The 17,324-nt window shown below is 36.3% G+C and carries 8 protein-coding genes; 7 read left to right on the top strand and 1 reads right to left on the bottom strand.

What is annotated here, in order from left to right; genetic code table 11:
• Positions 1-171: 171 nt before the first annotated feature.
• The 7 genes from gyrB (at position 172) to G5B32_RS08900 (ending at position 11,415) form a co-directional block, all read left to right on the top strand.
• Positions 172-2,130, top strand: a complete 1,959-nt coding sequence (gene gyrB, locus G5B32_RS08930) for a DNA topoisomerase (ATP-hydrolyzing) subunit B (RefSeq protein ID WP_165291202.1) — start codon at positions 172-174, stop codon at positions 2,128-2,130.
• A gap of 134 nt (positions 2,131-2,264) precedes the next feature.
• The gene (locus tag G5B32_RS08925) at positions 2,265-3,065 is read left to right on the top strand and encodes a DNA-binding protein (RefSeq protein ID WP_165291201.1); all 801 of its coding nucleotides are present in this window, start codon (positions 2,265-2,267) and stop codon (positions 3,063-3,065) included.
• The gene (locus tag G5B32_RS08920) at positions 3,055-4,602 is read left to right on the top strand and encodes a ComEA family DNA-binding protein (protein ID WP_165291200.1); all 1,548 of its coding nucleotides are present in this window, start codon (positions 3,055-3,057) and stop codon (positions 4,600-4,602) included. The genes G5B32_RS08925 and G5B32_RS08920 overlap by 11 nt, the downstream gene beginning before the upstream one ends.
• The gene (locus tag G5B32_RS08915; protein WP_165291199.1) at positions 4,517-5,104 is read left to right on the top strand and encodes a hypothetical protein; all 588 of its coding nucleotides are present in this window, start codon (positions 4,517-4,519) and stop codon (positions 5,102-5,104) included. The genes G5B32_RS08920 and G5B32_RS08915 overlap by 86 nt, the downstream gene beginning before the upstream one ends.
• Positions 5,092-7,182 (top strand): ComEC/Rec2 family competence protein, encoded by a 2,091-nt coding sequence (locus tag G5B32_RS08910; RefSeq protein WP_165291198.1) that lies wholly within the window; start codon positions 5,092-5,094, stop codon positions 7,180-7,182. Before G5B32_RS08915 ends, G5B32_RS08910 begins: the two co-directional genes overlap by 13 nt.
• A 2-nt stretch (positions 7,183-7,184) precedes the next feature.
• Positions 7,185-9,083 carry an ATP-dependent DNA helicase RecQ gene (locus G5B32_RS08905; protein WP_165291197.1) on the top strand — a complete coding sequence of 633 codons (1,899 nt, stop codon included), beginning with the start codon at positions 7,185-7,187 and terminating at the stop codon, positions 9,081-9,083.
• 103 nt (positions 9,084-9,186) lie between these two features.
• Complete coding sequence (locus G5B32_RS08900; RefSeq protein ID WP_165291196.1) at positions 9,187-11,415, top strand: sodium-translocating pyrophosphatase; 2,229 nt, start codon at positions 9,187-9,189, stop codon at positions 11,413-11,415.
• Between the two features lie 56 nt (positions 11,416-11,471).
• On the opposite strand, the gene G5B32_RS08895 is transcribed toward G5B32_RS08900, so the two are convergent.
• Positions 11,472-17,267 carry an MG2 domain-containing protein gene (locus G5B32_RS08895; protein WP_165291195.1) on the bottom strand — a complete coding sequence of 1,932 codons (5,796 nt, stop codon included), beginning with the start codon at positions 17,265-17,267 and terminating at the stop codon, positions 11,472-11,474.
• Positions 17,268-17,324 lie beyond the last annotated feature (57 nt).

Raw genomic sequence — 17,324 nt, 5'->3', positions numbered from 1 at the left:
ATTTTCAGTTTAAGGAACAAACCTACTATAAAAAAATTAAAATTCCATTTTTTGTTATTTTTTTCATTCTAGTCCGACTAAAATACCTGTTTTTCATCGTGTGAAATGGTTGTTTAAGTCCCTTATTTTTATTAACTTTGAATGTTAAATTAATCAGATTTTTTTTAATTCATGAGCGAAGAAAAAAACAATCCTACGACGTATTCAGCGGATAATATTCAGGTTTTAGAAGGTTTAGAAGCGGTACGTAAGAGACCTTCCATGTATATTGGTGATACAGGACCCAAAGGTTTGCACCACTTAGTATATGAGGTAGTCGATAACTCTATCGATGAGGCAGTTGCAGGATATTGTAATGATATTGTTGTTACTATTTTAGAAGATAATTCGATCTCCGTAAAAGATAATGGTCGTGGTATTCCGACAGGAATCAACAAAAAAGAAAATAAATCAGCTTTGGAGTTGGTTATGACTGTTCTTCACGCCGGAGGTAAATTCGATAAAGATACATACAAAGTTTCAGGTGGTTTGCACGGTGTAGGTGTTTCCTGTGTGAATGCATTATCTACGCACTTGAAAGCAGAAGTTCACCGCGATGGTAAAATATATAACCAAGAATATGAGCGCGGTAAACCTATGTATGAGGTGAAAGAAGTAGGTGTTTCTGACAAAACAGGAACTATTGTTACTTTCTCGCCAGATCCAGAGATTTTCACACAAACTACTATTTACAACTACGATACATTAGCGAATCGTCTTCGTGAGCTATCATTCTTAAATAAAGGTGTTACATTAACCCTAATTGATAAGCGTGAGCAAAATGAAGACGGTACAGATCGTACGGATGTATTCCATTCTGAAGGTGGTTTGCAAGAATTTGTTAAATTCTTAGACGGAACACGTTCAGCGTTGATTCCTGAACCCATTTATTTGGAAGGTATCAAACAAGGAATTCCAGTAGAGTTATCTTTCCAATATAATGATACATATTCAGAAAACGTTCACTCTTACGTAAACAATATCAATACCATTGAAGGTGGTACCCATGTTGCTGGTTTCCGTAGAGGTTTGACACGTATTTTGAAAAAATATGCTGATGATTCTGGCTTATTGAAAAACTCTAAAGTAGAGGTAACAGGTGATGACTTCCGTGAAGGTCTTACTGCTGTAATTTCGGTTAAAGTTGCTGAACCTCAATTCGAAGGTCAGACAAAAACGAAATTAGGTAATACCGAAGTAATGGGCGCGGTAGATGTTGCTGTTGGAGAGATTCTAGGTCAATATTTGGAAGAAAATCCGAAAGAAGCTAAGACTATTGTTCAGAAAGTAATTATTGCGGCACAAGCTAGAGCGGCGGCACGTAAAGCACGTGAGTTAGTTCAGCGTAAGACGGTAATGAGCGGTTCGGGTTTGCCTGGTAAATTAGCTGACTGTTCGAGCAATGACCCTGCATTATGTGAGATATTCTTCGTCGAGGGAGATTCGGCGGGTGGTACGGCTAAGCAAGGTCGTGATCGTAATTATCAAGCGATTATGCCTCTTCGTGGTAAAATCTTGAACGTAGAAAAGGCTATGGAGCACAAAATCTACGAAAACGAAGAGATCAAAAATATGTTTACAGCTTTGGGTGTTTCGGTAGGAACCGAAGATGATCCAAAGGCTTTGAACTTGGCAAAACTTCGTTATCACAAGATTATCATCATGACCGATGCCGATGTCGATGGTAGCCACATTGCTACGTTGATTTTGACATTCTATTTCAGATACATGCGTGAGCTAATTGAGAGAGGCTATATTTACATTGCTACACCTCCGTTATATTTGGTGAAGAAAGGTAAAGAGCACGAATATGCTTGGACAGAAGATCAACGTTTGGCAGCTATCCAACGTTTGAAAGGTTCTGGTAAAGAAGATTCTGTAAGTGTACAACGTTACAAAGGTCTTGGTGAGATGAACGCTGAACAATTGTGGGATACAACTATGAATCCTGAACACCGTACGTTGAGACAAGTTACAATTGAAAACGCGGCAGAGTGTGATCGTGTATTCTCAATGTTGATGGGAGATGAGGTAGCTCCGCGTCGTGAGTTTATTGAGAAAAATGCCAGATACGCACGAATTGATGCATAATTCGCAGAAAATATAATAGGAAAGACCAGTCAATGACTGGTCTTTTTTGCTAAAGTATATTTTCTTTTAAATTAATTATATTTCAATATTTGGTTTTTCTTTATTAAATTTAATATAACCTCAAAGCCTAATAAATGATCACACGTATACTATTTATCTTATTGTTACCAGTGCAACTGTGTGCCCAAACTTTTAATGCGGCACCTTTTCATGGAATGGGAAATACGGGGTTAGCGAGTGAATCCCTTTATAGTATTACGTGTAATGCAGCAGGCTTGGCTGATCTTAGTTCTACGCACTTAGCTACAACATATCAACCACATTTCATGACCAAAGATCTTCGAACACAGGCGGCATATTTGGGAGTGCCTTTAAAGCATATCGGGGCGATTGGGCTGGGGATAAGGAATTACGGGATAGCTCAAGTTTCATCCTTCCTTACAGGAAATCTTGTTTATGCTAGAAGTTTTGGTGGCGTTTTTTCAACTTCGGTTTCTGCCAACTATCATCGTTTTCATGTTCAGGATTATGTGAATGATAATGCTTTCTCTCTTGATTTGGGAGCCTTGATCAAGCTAGGAGAGAAAGTTAATGTTGGGTTGCTATTTAGAAATACCACACTCACAAAATTCAAAGACGATACTGAACAATATTTACCAACGGAAGCAGCAGCAGGATTTCTTTATAAAATTTCGAATATATTGTCTTTGACAACAGATGTGTATTACGAATTTGATCAGGGGATAAATATCAGGTCTGGCATAGCGTATTCCACTGCAGATATAGTAATTCTTCGAGCGGGAGCCAGCTCTAACCCCATGCAATATTTTGGAGGGATTGGATTGAAATGGAATAGGTTTCAGTTTGATGTTTCTTCTGCTTTCCATACCAGATTAGGCTCTTCACCACAAATTGCTTTGGCTAATGCGTTTTAGTATTTTCTTTTGGACTTTTCTATTCTTTTTCGTAAATCCGATATTATTTGCGCAAGAATTGGAGTCTAATTTTGAAGAACTTTTACTGGAGCAGATTAGCGAAGATTTGGGTGAAAATGTTGATGTCAGTGAGGTAATGGAGCGCTTGTATAGTATTATGAAAAATCCTCTGGATTTGAATAAAGTAACCAATGAGGAATTATCATCGATTTTATTTCTCTCTCCGCAGCAAGTCAACAATATTATCCTTCATCGTGAATTATCGGGAGATTTTATCAATGTGTTGGAACTGCAAGGTATTGTAGGTCTGGATTTGCAGACCATTACTTTACTCAGACAGTTTGTGTTTGTCGGGCAAAAATCTTCTTTGAAAGATTTGTCTTGGAGAAGCATTGGAAAAGAAGACGAGCATAGTTTGATGCTACGCTTTGGTCGGACTTTGGAAAAGCTACAAGGGTATTCCATTACAGATGAAAATCGTTCCAGATATTTGGGTGACCCTAACGCATATTCGTTGCGATACCGATGGAATTATCAACAAAAAATTAAGATTGGTCTGAATGCAGAGAAAGATGCAGGTGAACCTTTCTTTACCTTGGCTCAAAAGCGAGGTTTTGATTTTTATTCAGGCTATCTCGAAATCAATGATGTAAATAAAACTATACGTAAAGTTGTAATAGGCGATTTCGCTATACAAAGTGGACAAGGATTGGTGATTTGGAATGGGTTGAGTTTTGACAAAGGCGCGTGGATAGGTGCAGTCGCAAAGCAAGGTATTGGTTTGAGGTCTTATTCTTCGATGAATGAAAATAACTTTCATCGAGGCATTGCTACACAACTCGCTTTTAAACGATTCACAGTAATACCATTCATGGCTTACAATCACTTGAGTGGAAATATAGAAAAGACTGATCATACGAACCTGATAAAGACCATAAATAGTTCTGGTTTGCATCGTACTCCAACAGAACAATCTTATCGAGATGCTATCAAACAATTCGTCGTGGGCTCGGATATAACTTATCAATATAAGCGTTTGAAATTAGGAATTACAGGATTATATACAAGGTATAAAGGGGAAATTATTAGAGGCAATGAAGTTAGAAATCAATATGATTTTGAAGGGAAAGATTTGCTCCAGGTCGGAATAAATTATAAATACAACTTCCGTAATTTTTATCTATTTGGTGAAACAGCACACAGTATAGATGCAGGTTTAGCAACCGTAAATGGCATTATTGCCAGTCTTCATCCCAAAGTTTCAGCTTTTGTAAACTATAGAAACTTTCAGCGAAATTACCATAGTTTTTTTGCTCAAAATGTTTCAGAAGGTTCTAATATTTCGAATGAAAAAGGGTTGTATACTGGCGTGGTTTATCATGTTACTAGAAAGTTTGAATGGGTTAATTATGTGGATATGTTTAAGTTTCCGTGGCTTCGATTCCGTGTGGATGGTCCAAATCAAGGGTGGATTTTTTGTCGCAGGCGACTTACTCTTGGTACAAGCGAGGAAAGTTTTGGTTCGCTATCGCTATAGAATTAAACAAGAAAATCTAGCATTGCCTAAAGCAAATGAAAATATCTTAGCAGATGTGGTTCGAAATCAAGTTCGATTGGAATATCAGTACAAGCTAAATGAAATTTGGAATATCAAGACTCGCGCAGAGTTGTCCCTCTTTGAAAAAGAATTAGACAATCGAAGTGAAGGTTATATGATCTTTCAAGATATGTCTTGGAAAGGACTTCGTAACAAGTTGAATTTGAATGTTCGGGCTTCCTATTTTAATACTAGGGATTATGATTCTAGGATCTATTCTTATGAAAGCGATGTGCTTTATGCTTCTAGTTTTCCGATGTATTATGATAAGGGAATTCGGACCTATTTGAATGCGCGGTACAGATTATTCAAGTCCACGGATATTTGGTTTCGATATGCTTTGACACAGTATTTTAATCGAGAAAATGTTGGGTCTGGCTTAGATTTAATTGAAGGTAATAAGAAGACGGACATTAAATTGCAAGTGAGATGGCAATGGTAAAAGCCGATATTTTAGATTTGACTATCGGCAAAGTTCCTATGCTGAAAGCCTTATTGCTATATATAACGGGCATTCTTATTGCTGTTGGCTCAAATTCCGGTCTGTCACCGAAAATTCTATTAATTGGAATAGGATTGCTATTGTTCCTCTTTGTTGTGCTATCTTATTTCAAAAGCTTTTCTCAAAAGTATCTATTCAGCATTTGCTTTAGTGGGATAGTTATTTTTTATGGTTATTATCAGTATGCGAGTACTCAGTCCAAGCACATCAAAAACTATCATTCTTCCTATCCTGCGTTACAATATGTCGGAATTGTGGATGACGAACCTATTTATAAAGAGAAAACGATTAGGTTTCCTGTGAAACTGCAAGTAGCTTCGGATTCAGCGCAATCCAGCGTGGTTTCTGGAAAACTGATGTTGACAATTCTTCGGGATTCTCTAAAAGACCAACAATTTAACTACGGTGATAAGATGGCTTTCGTAAATAAACTTAATGCGGTTAATCCACCTTTTAATCCCAAAGAATTTGATTATAAAGCCTATTTAGCTAACAAAGGCATTGAAGCACAATGTCTCTTGAATTCGGAAGAAGTTGAAATCTTGGATAAAGGATTCGGGAATAAGTTGATAGCGTATTCTTTAGATTTGCGAACTCAACTTATTGCTAAATTTCGAAATTACATAAAGGAGGATGAAGCCTTTAATGTGGCTGTTGCTTTGATATTCGGATATCGTTCCCAAATCGATCAAAGTACCATTTCGGCATTCACCAGTACGGGTACCATTCATGTATTGAGTGTATCGGGATTGCACGTGAGTTTGGTTTTTGCTTTATTGAATTTTGTGTTTCGTTGGATGGACCGATTTCCGTATGGAAGATTGCTAAAATCAATTATCATTCTTTTGGCGATATGGGCTTATGTAATCTTGACAGGTATGAGTCCACCTATATTGAGAGCAGGAATTATGATTTCGTTTTTTGTGAGTTCCATCCTTATTAATCGAAAGCAAATCCCTTTGAATACCTTGGCGGCTTCGGCTTTGTTTATTTTGTTGTTCTCGCCAAATTATTTATTTGATGTAGGTTTTCAGTTGTCGTATATGGCAATTTTGGGAATAATTTTGCTATATCCAATTCTCAAGAACTATTATCTCACACAAAATAAATGGTTCAACTATGTGCTTGAATATGTCTATGTTTCCATTGCAGCACAGTTATTTACTTTGCCATTGACACTTTATTATTTTGGGCAATTTCCGAACTACTTTTTGTTAGCAAATCTGTTTATTGCGATTCCAAGTACATTGATAATGTATGTAGGGATAGGCTTGGTAATGATTCCATTGGAATGGACTAATCAACTTTTGGGGAAAATTGTGGAGTGGTTGCTCAATTTTATGATGAGTGGGTTGAAAGGGATTGAACAGCTACCTGCTGCGGTAGTGCATGGTGTGGATTGGCACTGGAGCCAGGTTTTCATTCTGGGAATAGGAATTTTGGCATTGGTCGTTGCTTTAAATTCAAAAGTTGCCAAAGGTTTTATAGTACTGATGAGTGCTCTCTTTGTCTTAACGATGTTTAATAGTTACAACTTCTATCAAAAATCTAATTACTCAGCATTAAAATTTTATAATACACGTTCGGAGATCGGCATTTCTCTCATAAAGGACAACAAGGTTATGCTGTATTCTACGTTGGATTCATTGCAGCATAGTACCTTACAATTTAGTGTCTTGCCAGATTTAAGACTTTATTCTTCGGAAGATAAAATGGGATTTACATCTATCGCCGCTAACGAAAGACAAAATAGATTGATCGAGTTAGGTAAATATAAAATCTTAATTCTGGAGATTAAAACATTAGAGCTTCCTTCAGAAGTTGATTTTGTGTTGTGGCGTAAAAACAATTACACCGACATAAATAACTTACATTCCCTAAATCCCAAAGCTATCATCATCGTTGATGGCAGCAACAGCGATAAAACAATAACACGATTAAAAAATGCGTTGGAAAGTAATTCAGACAGACTTTATATTCTAAAAAATAATTTTGCTTATGTTTGGCAAGAGGAATAAACATGAGCACTACGATTCATTCCATACTAAAACAATATTGGGGTTATGACGAGTTCAGGCCTTTGCAAGAGGATATTATACAGTCCGTATTGCAAGGTAAAGATACTTTGGCGCTGATGCCTACGGGCGGTGGTAAATCCATTTGTTTTCAAGTACCTGCTATGGTGAATGAAGGAATTTGTATTGTTATTTCGCCTTTGATTGCATTGATGAAAGACCAAATCGAAAATTTGCGAAGCAAAGGTATCGAAGCTATTGCGATTTATTCGGGTATGAATTATCGCGAAGTGGATATCGCTTTGGATAATTGCATTTTTGGGAAAATTAAATTTCTATATATCGCACCCGAACGGTTTTATTCTGATTTGGTGCGCGAGCGCATTAAGTATATGAAGGTCAATTTGTTTGCTATTGATGAGGCGCATTGTATTTCCCAATGGGGATATGATTTTCGTCCTTCCTATTTGCAATTGGCTGATTTGCGTGAAGCACATCCAAATATTCCAATTTTGGCTTTAACTGCTTCTGCTACGCCGAGAGTAGTTGAAGATATGCAGAAAAGGCTCAATTTCCGACAAAAGAATGTGTTCTCCAAGAGCTTTGCCCGACCCAATTTGGGTTATATGGCCTTGAACGAGGAAAACAAAATGAACCGTATGTTGCGAATTGTAAAGAAGATTGGTGGTTCGGGTGTGGTTTATGTGCGTAATCGACGAGAAACGCAGGAAGTTGCTCGTTTTTTGTTGAATCATGGGGTACCTTCTGATTTTTATCATGCAGGCTTGACAATGAAGGAACGAGAGTCCAAACAGAATGCTTGGACTTCTAATAAAACTCGGGTTATTGTGGCAACAAATGCTTTTGGAATGGGCATTGATAAGCCAGATGTCCGTTTTGTGATTCATATCGATATTCCAGATTCGTTGGAAGCTTATTACCAAGAAGCGGGTCGAGCAGGTCGAGATGGAAAAAGGGCTTTCCCAGTATTACTTTATCAGCAGGAGGATAGGGATAAGTTGTGGAAAAATTTTCAGGATAGTTTTCCTTCGGTTCAACTTATACAGCAAACCTATCATTATTTAGCCAATCATTACCAGATTGCCTATGGCGCAGGAAAAAATATCACTGTAGATTTTGACTTGGTAGAATTTGTTAAAAAATACAAATTAGAAGTGGTTCCGACGATGAGTGCGCTGAAATTTCTAGAGCGCGATGGTTGGTTGAGTTTATCGGAAGCTGTATTTATTCCATCACGATTCAAATTTGAAATTGATTTTCAAGATTTGTATAAATTTCAGGTGCAGGCAGCGAAATATGATCCTTTGATCAAAGCGATATTACGCACTTACGGTGGTGTTTTTGATTTTTATGTGCCTATCAATGAATTTGAGTTTGCGAAAAAATTGGGTGTTCCTTATGAAACCATCGTGCAAATGCTCGATGGTTTAGAAAAACAACAAGTTGGTTCATACTTAAAGAGCACCGATAAGCCTCAATTGACCTTTCTGCAGCCTCGGGTGGATTATAAAAATCTGTTTATTGATACGGAATTTATTCGAGAACGTAAAGATGTTAAAGAAGAGCAGATTAAAGCTATTTATCATTTTCTGGACACCAAAGAATGCAGAAGTAACGCAATTCTAGCATATTTTGGAGAAAGGAATACGAAACCTTGCGGAGAATGTGATTTATGTCTAAAACGTAAACACGTAGAAGGAATAGATGCAAAGATTGAACAAGAAATTCGAGTTCTTTTATTAGAAAAGCCGATGTCATTGCATGAACTCATCGATGCATTGACAGTAGGTGATGATGCTAAAAAATTGTCTGTATTGCGGGAATTGATTGATGAAGGTAAAGTATCCTTATTAACTGATAACTACCATTGGAAGGCCAATTAGGTTTATTGTAATTCAATCACAACTCCTTTAAAATTAATAGATTAAAGTTTCTTGTTTTCCAAAAAAAATGATAGCTTTATTATAACCAAAATAAACTTTTTTTATGGAAAACTTAATGATTTACTTGCCAGCAGCGCTCGCTGTTTTGGGGTTACTATTCATGGTTTCAAAAGCTAGTTGGGTCAATAAACAAGACTCAGGAGAAAGTAAGATGCAATTTATTTCCAAAAGTATCAAGGAAGGCGCAATGGCATTCTTACAAGCGGAGTACCGTATTCTATTAATTTTTGTGGTTATTGCAGCGATTGCATTATTTTTTGTCTCTACAATGGTGGAGACCACACATTGGATTATTGTAGTTGCCTTTGTGTTTGGCGCATTTTTCTCTGCTTTGGCAGGAAATATAGGGATGCGCATTGCTACGAGTGCCAATGTACGCACGACACAGGCGGCCCGTACAAGTCTTCCGCAGGCGTTAAAAGTTTCTTTTTCGGGTGGAACGGTAATGGGTTTAGGTGTTGCAGGCTTGGCTGTTTTAGGGTTAAGTGTATTTTTTCTACTCTTCCTAAAAATGTTTGTAACAGGCAATGGTAGTTTTTATAACGAAATGACCATTGTTTTAGAAGCTTTAGCTGGATTCTCTTTAGGAGCAGAATCTATTGCTTTATTTGCACGTGTAGGTGGTGGAATTTACACCAAAGCCGCTGACGTAGGAGCAGATTTAGTAGGTAAGGTAGAAGCTGGAATTCCAGAAGATGATCCGCGTAATCCAGCAACAATTGCGGATAATGTGGGTGATAATGTAGGAGATGTAGCTGGAATGGGTGCCGATTTATTTGGTTCGTATGTGGCTACGGTTTTAGCTTCTATGGTATTGGGAAATTATATTATCAAAGATATGGCGGAAGCCAATGGTGGCGTTTTTACAGATGCTTTCAATGGTATGGGCCCCATTTTATTACCTATCGTCATCGCTGGAGTAGGTATTTTGGCTTCTATTATTGGGACTTTCTTCGTAAAAGTTTCTTCTAATGATGCGAAAGAAAATCAAGTGCAAGGCGCTTTGAATTTAGGTAATTGGATTTCTATAATCCTTACCGTAATCGCTTGTTTCTTTTTAATTAGATATATGCTTCCTGAAGTTATTCAAATGAAATTTTTTGGAGAAGGCTATAAGGATATTGATCGAATGAATGTGTTTTATTCCACAATTGTTGGCTTGGCAGTAGGTGGATTGATTTCTGCATTTACAGAATATTATACTGGATTGGGTAAAAAACCGGTATTGAATATTGTTCGAAATTCTTCAACTGGAGCGGCCACCAATATTATTGCAGGCTTGGCGAATGGTATGATTTCGACTTTTTCGTCGGTACTATTATTTGCATTAGCCATTTGGGGTTCGTATTCTTTAGCAGGTTTCTATGGGGTCGCTATTGCGGCTTCGGCAATGATGGCGACAACAGCGATGCAATTGGCCATTGATGCTTTTGGACCAATAGCAGATAATGCAGGAGGAATTGCAGAAATGAGCGAATTGCCAAAAGAGGTACGCCAACGTACGGATGTGTTGGATTCTGTAGGAAATACCACTGCTGCGGTAGGTAAGGGATTTGCTATAGCTTCTGCGGCGTTGACAGCCTTGGCTTTATTTGCTGCATATGTGACTTTCACGGGTATAGACGGAATTAATATTTTCAAAGCGGATGTATTGGCTGCTTTATTTATCGGAGGTATGATTCCTGTCGTTTTCTCCGCTTTAGCGATGCAATCTGTGGGTAAGGCGGCAATGGATATGGTAAACGAAGTCCGTCGCCAATTCCGTGAGATACCAGGCATTTTGGAAGGAACGGGCAAGCCAGAATATGGAAAATGTGTGGATATATCTACAAAAGCTGCCTTACGCGAAATGATGCTGCCAGGCGCAATTACGATTGTGACTCCAATTATTGTAGGTTTTGTAATGGGGGCAGAGGCATTAGGTGCTTATATGGCTGGTGTTGCCGTATCTGGTGTCATGTGGGCTATTTTCCAAAATAATGCGGGTGGATCTTGGGATAATGCCAAAAAATCTTTTGAAGCTGGTGTAGAAATAAATGGCGAAATGACGTTCAAAGGTTCGGATGCACATAAAGCTGCTGTTACTGGTGATACTGTAGGTGATCCTTTCAAAGATACTTCTGGTCCTTCTATGAATATCTTGATTAAATTAACATGTTTGGTAGGGTTGGTGATTGCACCAATATTAGGAGGTCATACACTGAGCAACGCTAAAAAAGATAAGGTGGTAGATTCAAAAGAAAAGATTGTTCGAGTAGAACAGAAAAGATAAGAAGATGAAAATTCCCTTTGTTTATTCAAAGGGACTTTTCTTTTAACCAACCTAACTTATAGCACTATCGTTAATACTTTATTTTCAGAACGTGCACTTACCGAAGGTTCGTACATACATTCTACGGTTGTAATTCCTGAATTGAATACACCGACATTGTTTGCTTTGATTTCATATTCTAATTCTGTCAATCCTTTTTTCAAATTGTCATAGAAATAATTCGTAGAAGCATCTTTGCTCATGAAATAATAACCTTGCCACCATTTGTAACCTGACGGTTGATAGATATGTTCTACACCTGATGGTCTAGCATCCTTGATATGCACATATTGTAAAGGATTGTCGTTTACGACCGTTATTTTAACTTTGATGCGTTCGCCCAATTTCGCTTCCGAAGTTTCTACCCATTTGCCATTTCTTTCGACCAAGTATTGCTTGTTTACTGAAATATCTTTTAGTGTTTTTTGAATGACTTCTAATGGACTGAAATACTGATGAACAATATTTCCAAAAATTGTTCTTTCGTTATTGTTTTGAATTTTGACTTGTTTGTCTGTAGTTAATTCTGCTTTGCTTAGCGATTTTGTGAACTGACCTAGAACAGATTTATTTTGTTCAATTGGAGTATTATCTACCCAAACATTTACGGTATTTTCTACACTAAAATCTTTTTGATTGTTAGCCAATAATAGCGCATAAACTGCATCTACTGTCATCCATGTTGTTTGCCAATGATTGGCTTGTTTGCTGTAGAATAACCATTGTGAGATATCGAGCAATTTGCTTGGATCATGCAATTTATATGCTTCGACCATGTACGATTGTAGGCTGCTGCTATTGAAATAAGAATTGTTGGATTCCCAATACATGCCTTTTTCCGAATCGAAAATAGCTTCTTGTGTGATACGGTTTTTAAGTTCATTGGATGTTTTACCCGTTCCAAACAATTGACTCGAAACCCAAGATTTGGCGGCTAAACCTGCTGGTTGATTGGCTGTGGTTAAGGATGATTTTTGCAATACAGCTTGTATTTTTTCTACTTTTTGTTTATCCAAAGGATTAGTTCCATTCCAATAATGACGCGCGTACAGATAATCTAAAGCATTATGGTAATTGTATTTTGGATTAAAAATCGTGGAGTCGCTATCCAAATACGTAACTAACTTTTGTGCAATTGCCTTCATGTTAGCATTAATCAATGTGTGGTCAAGTAATAACGCTTTACCCATCACTTCCAAGATACGTGTAGAAATGTAGATGTTTTCTTTACCGCCATCAAACCATGCATAGCCTCCCGAAGGCATCTGATTTTTGCTGATTTTTTGTTCTATGCTTTTTAATTCTTGTTGCATGCTGGAACTAAATAACTGCGCTATGGCTTTTAGTTTAGCTTCATCATGTTGTATATCCCGAAGCCAAGGCATTTCCTCTAATTTCAATAGAGACAAAGTCGCATTATCTTCTAATCTTCCATTTGCTTCAGTGGTATTTAAAGATTTGAAATAGGTTGCAATCGCTGGAAAATTTTTTCCAATGTATTCCACCATTTTTAACCCAAACCATTTACTAACGATTTGCTCATTGCATTCGTAAGGATAGTTTTTCAAATAATCCAATGCCGAAATAATCTCTAGTATTGGATTGCTTTGTACCTGAATACGTGCTTGCAAATTGTCTTTATTGGCAGCTCCAATATTATATTCATGCGTCTGATTTGGTTTTAATACAATTTTTTCGGTTTCCGAAACTAAAATTCTATTTGGAAGGATTGCTAATTCTTGTTGTTCTCCATCAGAAAATTCTTCGCCAGCTGCAACCATTTTGATATGTACGGTAGGGTAGTCTTTTGGAACAATGACATCCCATTCTACTAGGGTATTTTTCGAAGCGTCAGCTTCAAAAGATTTGGTGCTATTTTCGGTAATAAATTGTGTGGTAATATCGTCGTTTGTCTCCGGATTGATGATTTGAATACGTGCATTACCCTTTTGTACTTGTTTACTTAGGTTTTGGATTTGAGTTTTCAGCGTGATTTTATCGCCTTCACGGAAGTAGCGCGGAAGATTCGGTCTGACCATCAACTGCTTTTGTGTCTGCGTGAAAAATGTAGCCGAACCTGATTGTAATGTTTTGCTGTGCGCAAATAAAAGCAATTTCCACTTCGTCAAAGCTTCTGGTGAATCAAATTCAAAAGATACATTTCCCTCCGCATCGGTATAAAGCGTCGGGTAGAAGAAAGCTGTTTCTCGTAAGTTTGTTCGAGCTTGTACGTTGTTGAGTTGTTTTTGATTGTCTTTATTTTTTAATGCTTCTACTTCAGCTCTTAGATTAGGGTCTTTTAATTCGTCATATAGTGCAACGCTTTGGAATACGGCTTCTCCTTCGACTCCATTTGTGGAACCAGTTGCGAAGCCAGAAACATCACTTGATAATGTAACTGAGCCAGTCATCGCTACTTTATTTTGAATTCCATAACCACGAACTACCACTTCCTCTATTGTATTGCTATCATCATCGAAATTTCTTCTTAAATAATTGTATTCTTGCGGAATCCATAAGTTATAGGTGCGTGGAATTGATATTGAATTTCCTGTTTCAGAGTAATTAGATGGTTTATTAAATAAAGTATGGCTGACACCTTGCTGATTGAATTCTCTTAAGATATAGTAATATTGAATTCTGAAATAATCATAATACAGTGAGAATTGCGATGGAAAAGAATTACTGGCGAAAGCATCCAAGGAACTGTCGTACATGCTGGCTAAGAATTCAGCGGAAAGGTTATTATCTTTAGCTTTCAACGTAAAACGCCATTTTTCTTTTTGCCCTGGGCTTATTTTATCTCTGAATGTATGTGCTGTAATCTTTATATTTTTATCGTTCTCCAAAACAGGCACATAGATATCATAATGTTGTAACTGGTTATTCTTAACGAAAAGTGCGGTAATAGAGACCGTCGGAGACACCATTTTATCGGTAAGTTTAAAATTATACGTAACTTCTCTATTTTTCCATTTCAAAACTTGAGTAGGTTGTTTTTTACTTCCAAAGCTTTCAAATAAAAATAGATTTGCTGGATTTTCTACATCCGTCTGGAAAGTAATTTTTACGTTGTCGCCAACGGTATATGTATTCTTATCCAATTTGAAGGAAAAGAAATTAGCATTATTTACTTTTTTTGTCTGTGCATCATAAATCGCTATATCTGCAAAATTTCGGATAGTATCGGTGCCTTGAATACTGTAAGCTTCCACCTCATAAATCCCTTTTTTAAATAAGTTGGAATCTATTTTGACCAAAGATGTGTCCTTGGTGTCAAAATCATACGAAGCAATAAGCGTTCTAGATTTTTCTTTAATCGTTTGTTCATCAAAATACAAGGGGAAGTATTTTTCATATTCCTGATTTTGAAGCAGGTGATAATTGACATCTTTAAAATATTGACTAAACTTATAAGTAATAGGTTTTTTTTGCCTGTCTATTTTAAAAATTCTGACTTTGCCGGCAAACTTTAACGGATGTCCATGTTGATTCAAGGTAACGATATTGATTTTAGACCATTTTCCTTCTTCTAGTTTTTGCTCGGTGTTTATTGTTAATCTCCATGCTTTGGTTGTAAAATTGTACCCATCCGAAGCTTGTTGCATTTCTCCCGACTGATTGGTTACTTCTACGGAATAGTTTAATCTAAAATCATTGAGTCGACTAAAGACAGTATCCGATAAAGGAATTTTAATGTAAAATTTTCCTTCATCGTTGGTTTGAATTAAGGAGTCTATGTAATTAATATTTTTGTAAGTTTTGTTATTATAAAAATTTACCTTATATCTCACTGAGGCATCGGATAATTTAGCTCCTGCTAAGGATTCTACTTTACCAACAAAAACGGCGGTATCTGTGTGCGTATAGGTTTCTTTATTTTGCTCAAATTCTACTTTGAAAGTTGGACGTTTATATTCTTCTACACGAAAATAGTGACTTCCTGATTCATTATTTCTTGTTTTTAACTCAAGACGAAATGAACCCGATAATTTCTGCGCAGGAATTTTGAATTTTCCATTGATAGAACCAAATTCATTCGTTGTCAATGATAATGAATCAATTTTTTGGTGATTAGCGTCTAACAATGACACATTAATTTTTTCATTCGTAAGTACACGACCTTTAATTTTATGATTGTTGTACAAAATTGATTTAAAATAAATTTCTTGTCCAGGTCGGTAAATTGCTCGATCAGACATAGTTTGAAATTGTGTACTCCCATCTGAATCGTCGTCCTCATCCAAATGCTCTGGAACTTCATTTAAATCCATTAAATCAATAAGTTGATTCTCTTCAGGAAGAAATATTTCTAAGTCATCTAAATCATTATGTTTTGTACTGGAATAAGATTTATAGAAAAATTCACCTTTTTTATCTGTTTTAAGCTTTGTAATTAGCTCAATATTTTTATTTATGATTTTGTATAAATTCAGCGATTTATTGGCATAAGGAGCACCTGTTTTTCGATTAATCAACAAGGCTTTGTACATGTCATAATCATCTGTTTCCGTGTCTAAGGAAGCAGATAAAAAAATATCAGAAACGATAAGGTTCGAAGTGACTACTTTTTTTTTTTCTCCGTCATTTTTGAATTCGGCATTGTTTGATGCTATAATCTTGTAATGGCCGTATGGAAGCGGATTCAACTTATAAATCGTAATATGATTCTCGAAATCGTCAAATGATTTTAAATTCTTTGATTCTTCATACATCAATGGGGCATCGATACTAGTCAAATAGGTAAGTGAATCATAGTTTACCTTCCAATCTTTATAATCTTTTGGTGTGTTCGTGGTTTTGTACACGCGTATATAGAGATTATCTGCATTTCTAGCTGTTAGTTTTATAGGGATATAGGTATTTGATGGCTCAAAAACATTATGTTGTATTTCTAATTCCGTTTGTTTTATTCTTTTTTCAAGTGTCAAACAGTTTTCAATCCATGGGGAATTGGGATAGTTTGATTTGGCTTTTTGAATGTACTGATATGCTTTTGCTTTGTCTTTATTATAATAGCTATTGGCAATTTGGTATAGCAAATAGGCATTGTAATCAGAGGAATGGTTGTTGATGATTTGTTCAACTTGCGGAATCCAGTCTTGTCTCCAATTATTAATTTGGATTGTTCTTGTCAAAAGATAACCAGTGGCATCATTAAAATTATGTTTTTTATTTAGAGCCAAAATATTTTGTCGTAGTATATCATACTCCTTTGTTTTGGATATCTGCTTCAGAAAATCCAAATACTGATAAGACAAGAAATGATAAATAGTTGGTGTAAGCGAAAGATTTTGTACTTCACTAAATAGGTCAATGAACTTGTCAGATTTATGGGGAATAATTAACGTCTCATTTTTGATGGATTCTTTGAAAACGGAATCAATGATTTGAAGTTTTTGAGCTGCTGTTGCCATTAGATAATTATCAGCACTTTTGGTTTTGTAAGTGTTGGCATTTGACCAAAGGAACATAGCGTAATAATTATTTATAATACCTTTTTCTATAGTGTTACTCTGAGCAATTGATTCTTTAAAATATTTATTGATACTAATGAATGCTTGTTCTCCTGTTTGATTTATGGTTTTAACTTGATTTTCGGCTAGTATGGCTCGTATCCACTCTGCAGAATTTCCTTGTTTCTTCGCATGAGTTTTTATGAGTGCAAGATAAGGAAGCGTTTGCTCATAGTTTTTGATGGTTAGAAGACTTTCCACCTCATCCCATTTTTCTGCAATGAATTTGTTGTCAAACTCTTGTCCAAATAATCTGATGGGCAATAAAAGAATAAATAACCAAAATATTTTTTTCATAATTAGGTCTTAAAAATTGTACATCTGAATGTTTAACAGATGGATGCAAAATATCTT

The organism is Sphingobacterium sp. SGL-16 (assembly GCF_011043515.1).
Lineage (GTDB): Bacteria > Bacteroidota > Bacteroidia > Sphingobacteriales > Sphingobacteriaceae > Sphingobacterium > Sphingobacterium litopenaei.
The sequence above is the reverse complement of the archived record's forward strand: the minus strand, read 5'-3'. Positions and strand labels throughout refer to the sequence as shown.

Excerpts from the sequence above, each read along its gene's own strand:
- G5B32_RS08900 (WP_165291196.1), top strand. The coding sequence starts at position 9,187 with ATGGAAAACTTAATGATTTACTTGCCAGCAGCGCTCGCTGTTTTGGGG.
- G5B32_RS08910 (WP_165291198.1), top strand. The coding sequence starts at position 5,092 with ATGGCAATGGTAAAAGCCGATATTTTAGATTTGACTATCGGCAAAGTT.
- G5B32_RS08915 (WP_165291199.1), top strand. The coding sequence starts at position 4,517 with ATGGTCCAAATCAAGGGTGGATTTTTTGTCGCAGGCGACTTACTCTTG.
- G5B32_RS08920 (WP_165291200.1), top strand. The coding sequence starts at position 3,055 with ATGCGTTTTAGTATTTTCTTTTGGACTTTTCTATTCTTTTTCGTAAAT.
- G5B32_RS08905 (WP_165291197.1), top strand. The coding sequence starts at position 7,185 with ATGAGCACTACGATTCATTCCATACTAAAACAATATTGGGGTTATGAC.
- G5B32_RS08895 (WP_165291195.1), bottom strand. The coding sequence starts at position 17,267 with ATGAAAAAAATATTTTGGTTATTTATTCTTTTATTGCCCATCAGATTA.
- gyrB (WP_165291202.1), top strand. The coding sequence starts at position 172 with ATGAGCGAAGAAAAAAACAATCCTACGACGTATTCAGCGGATAATATT.
- G5B32_RS08925 (WP_165291201.1), top strand. The coding sequence starts at position 2,265 with ATGATCACACGTATACTATTTATCTTATTGTTACCAGTGCAACTGTGT.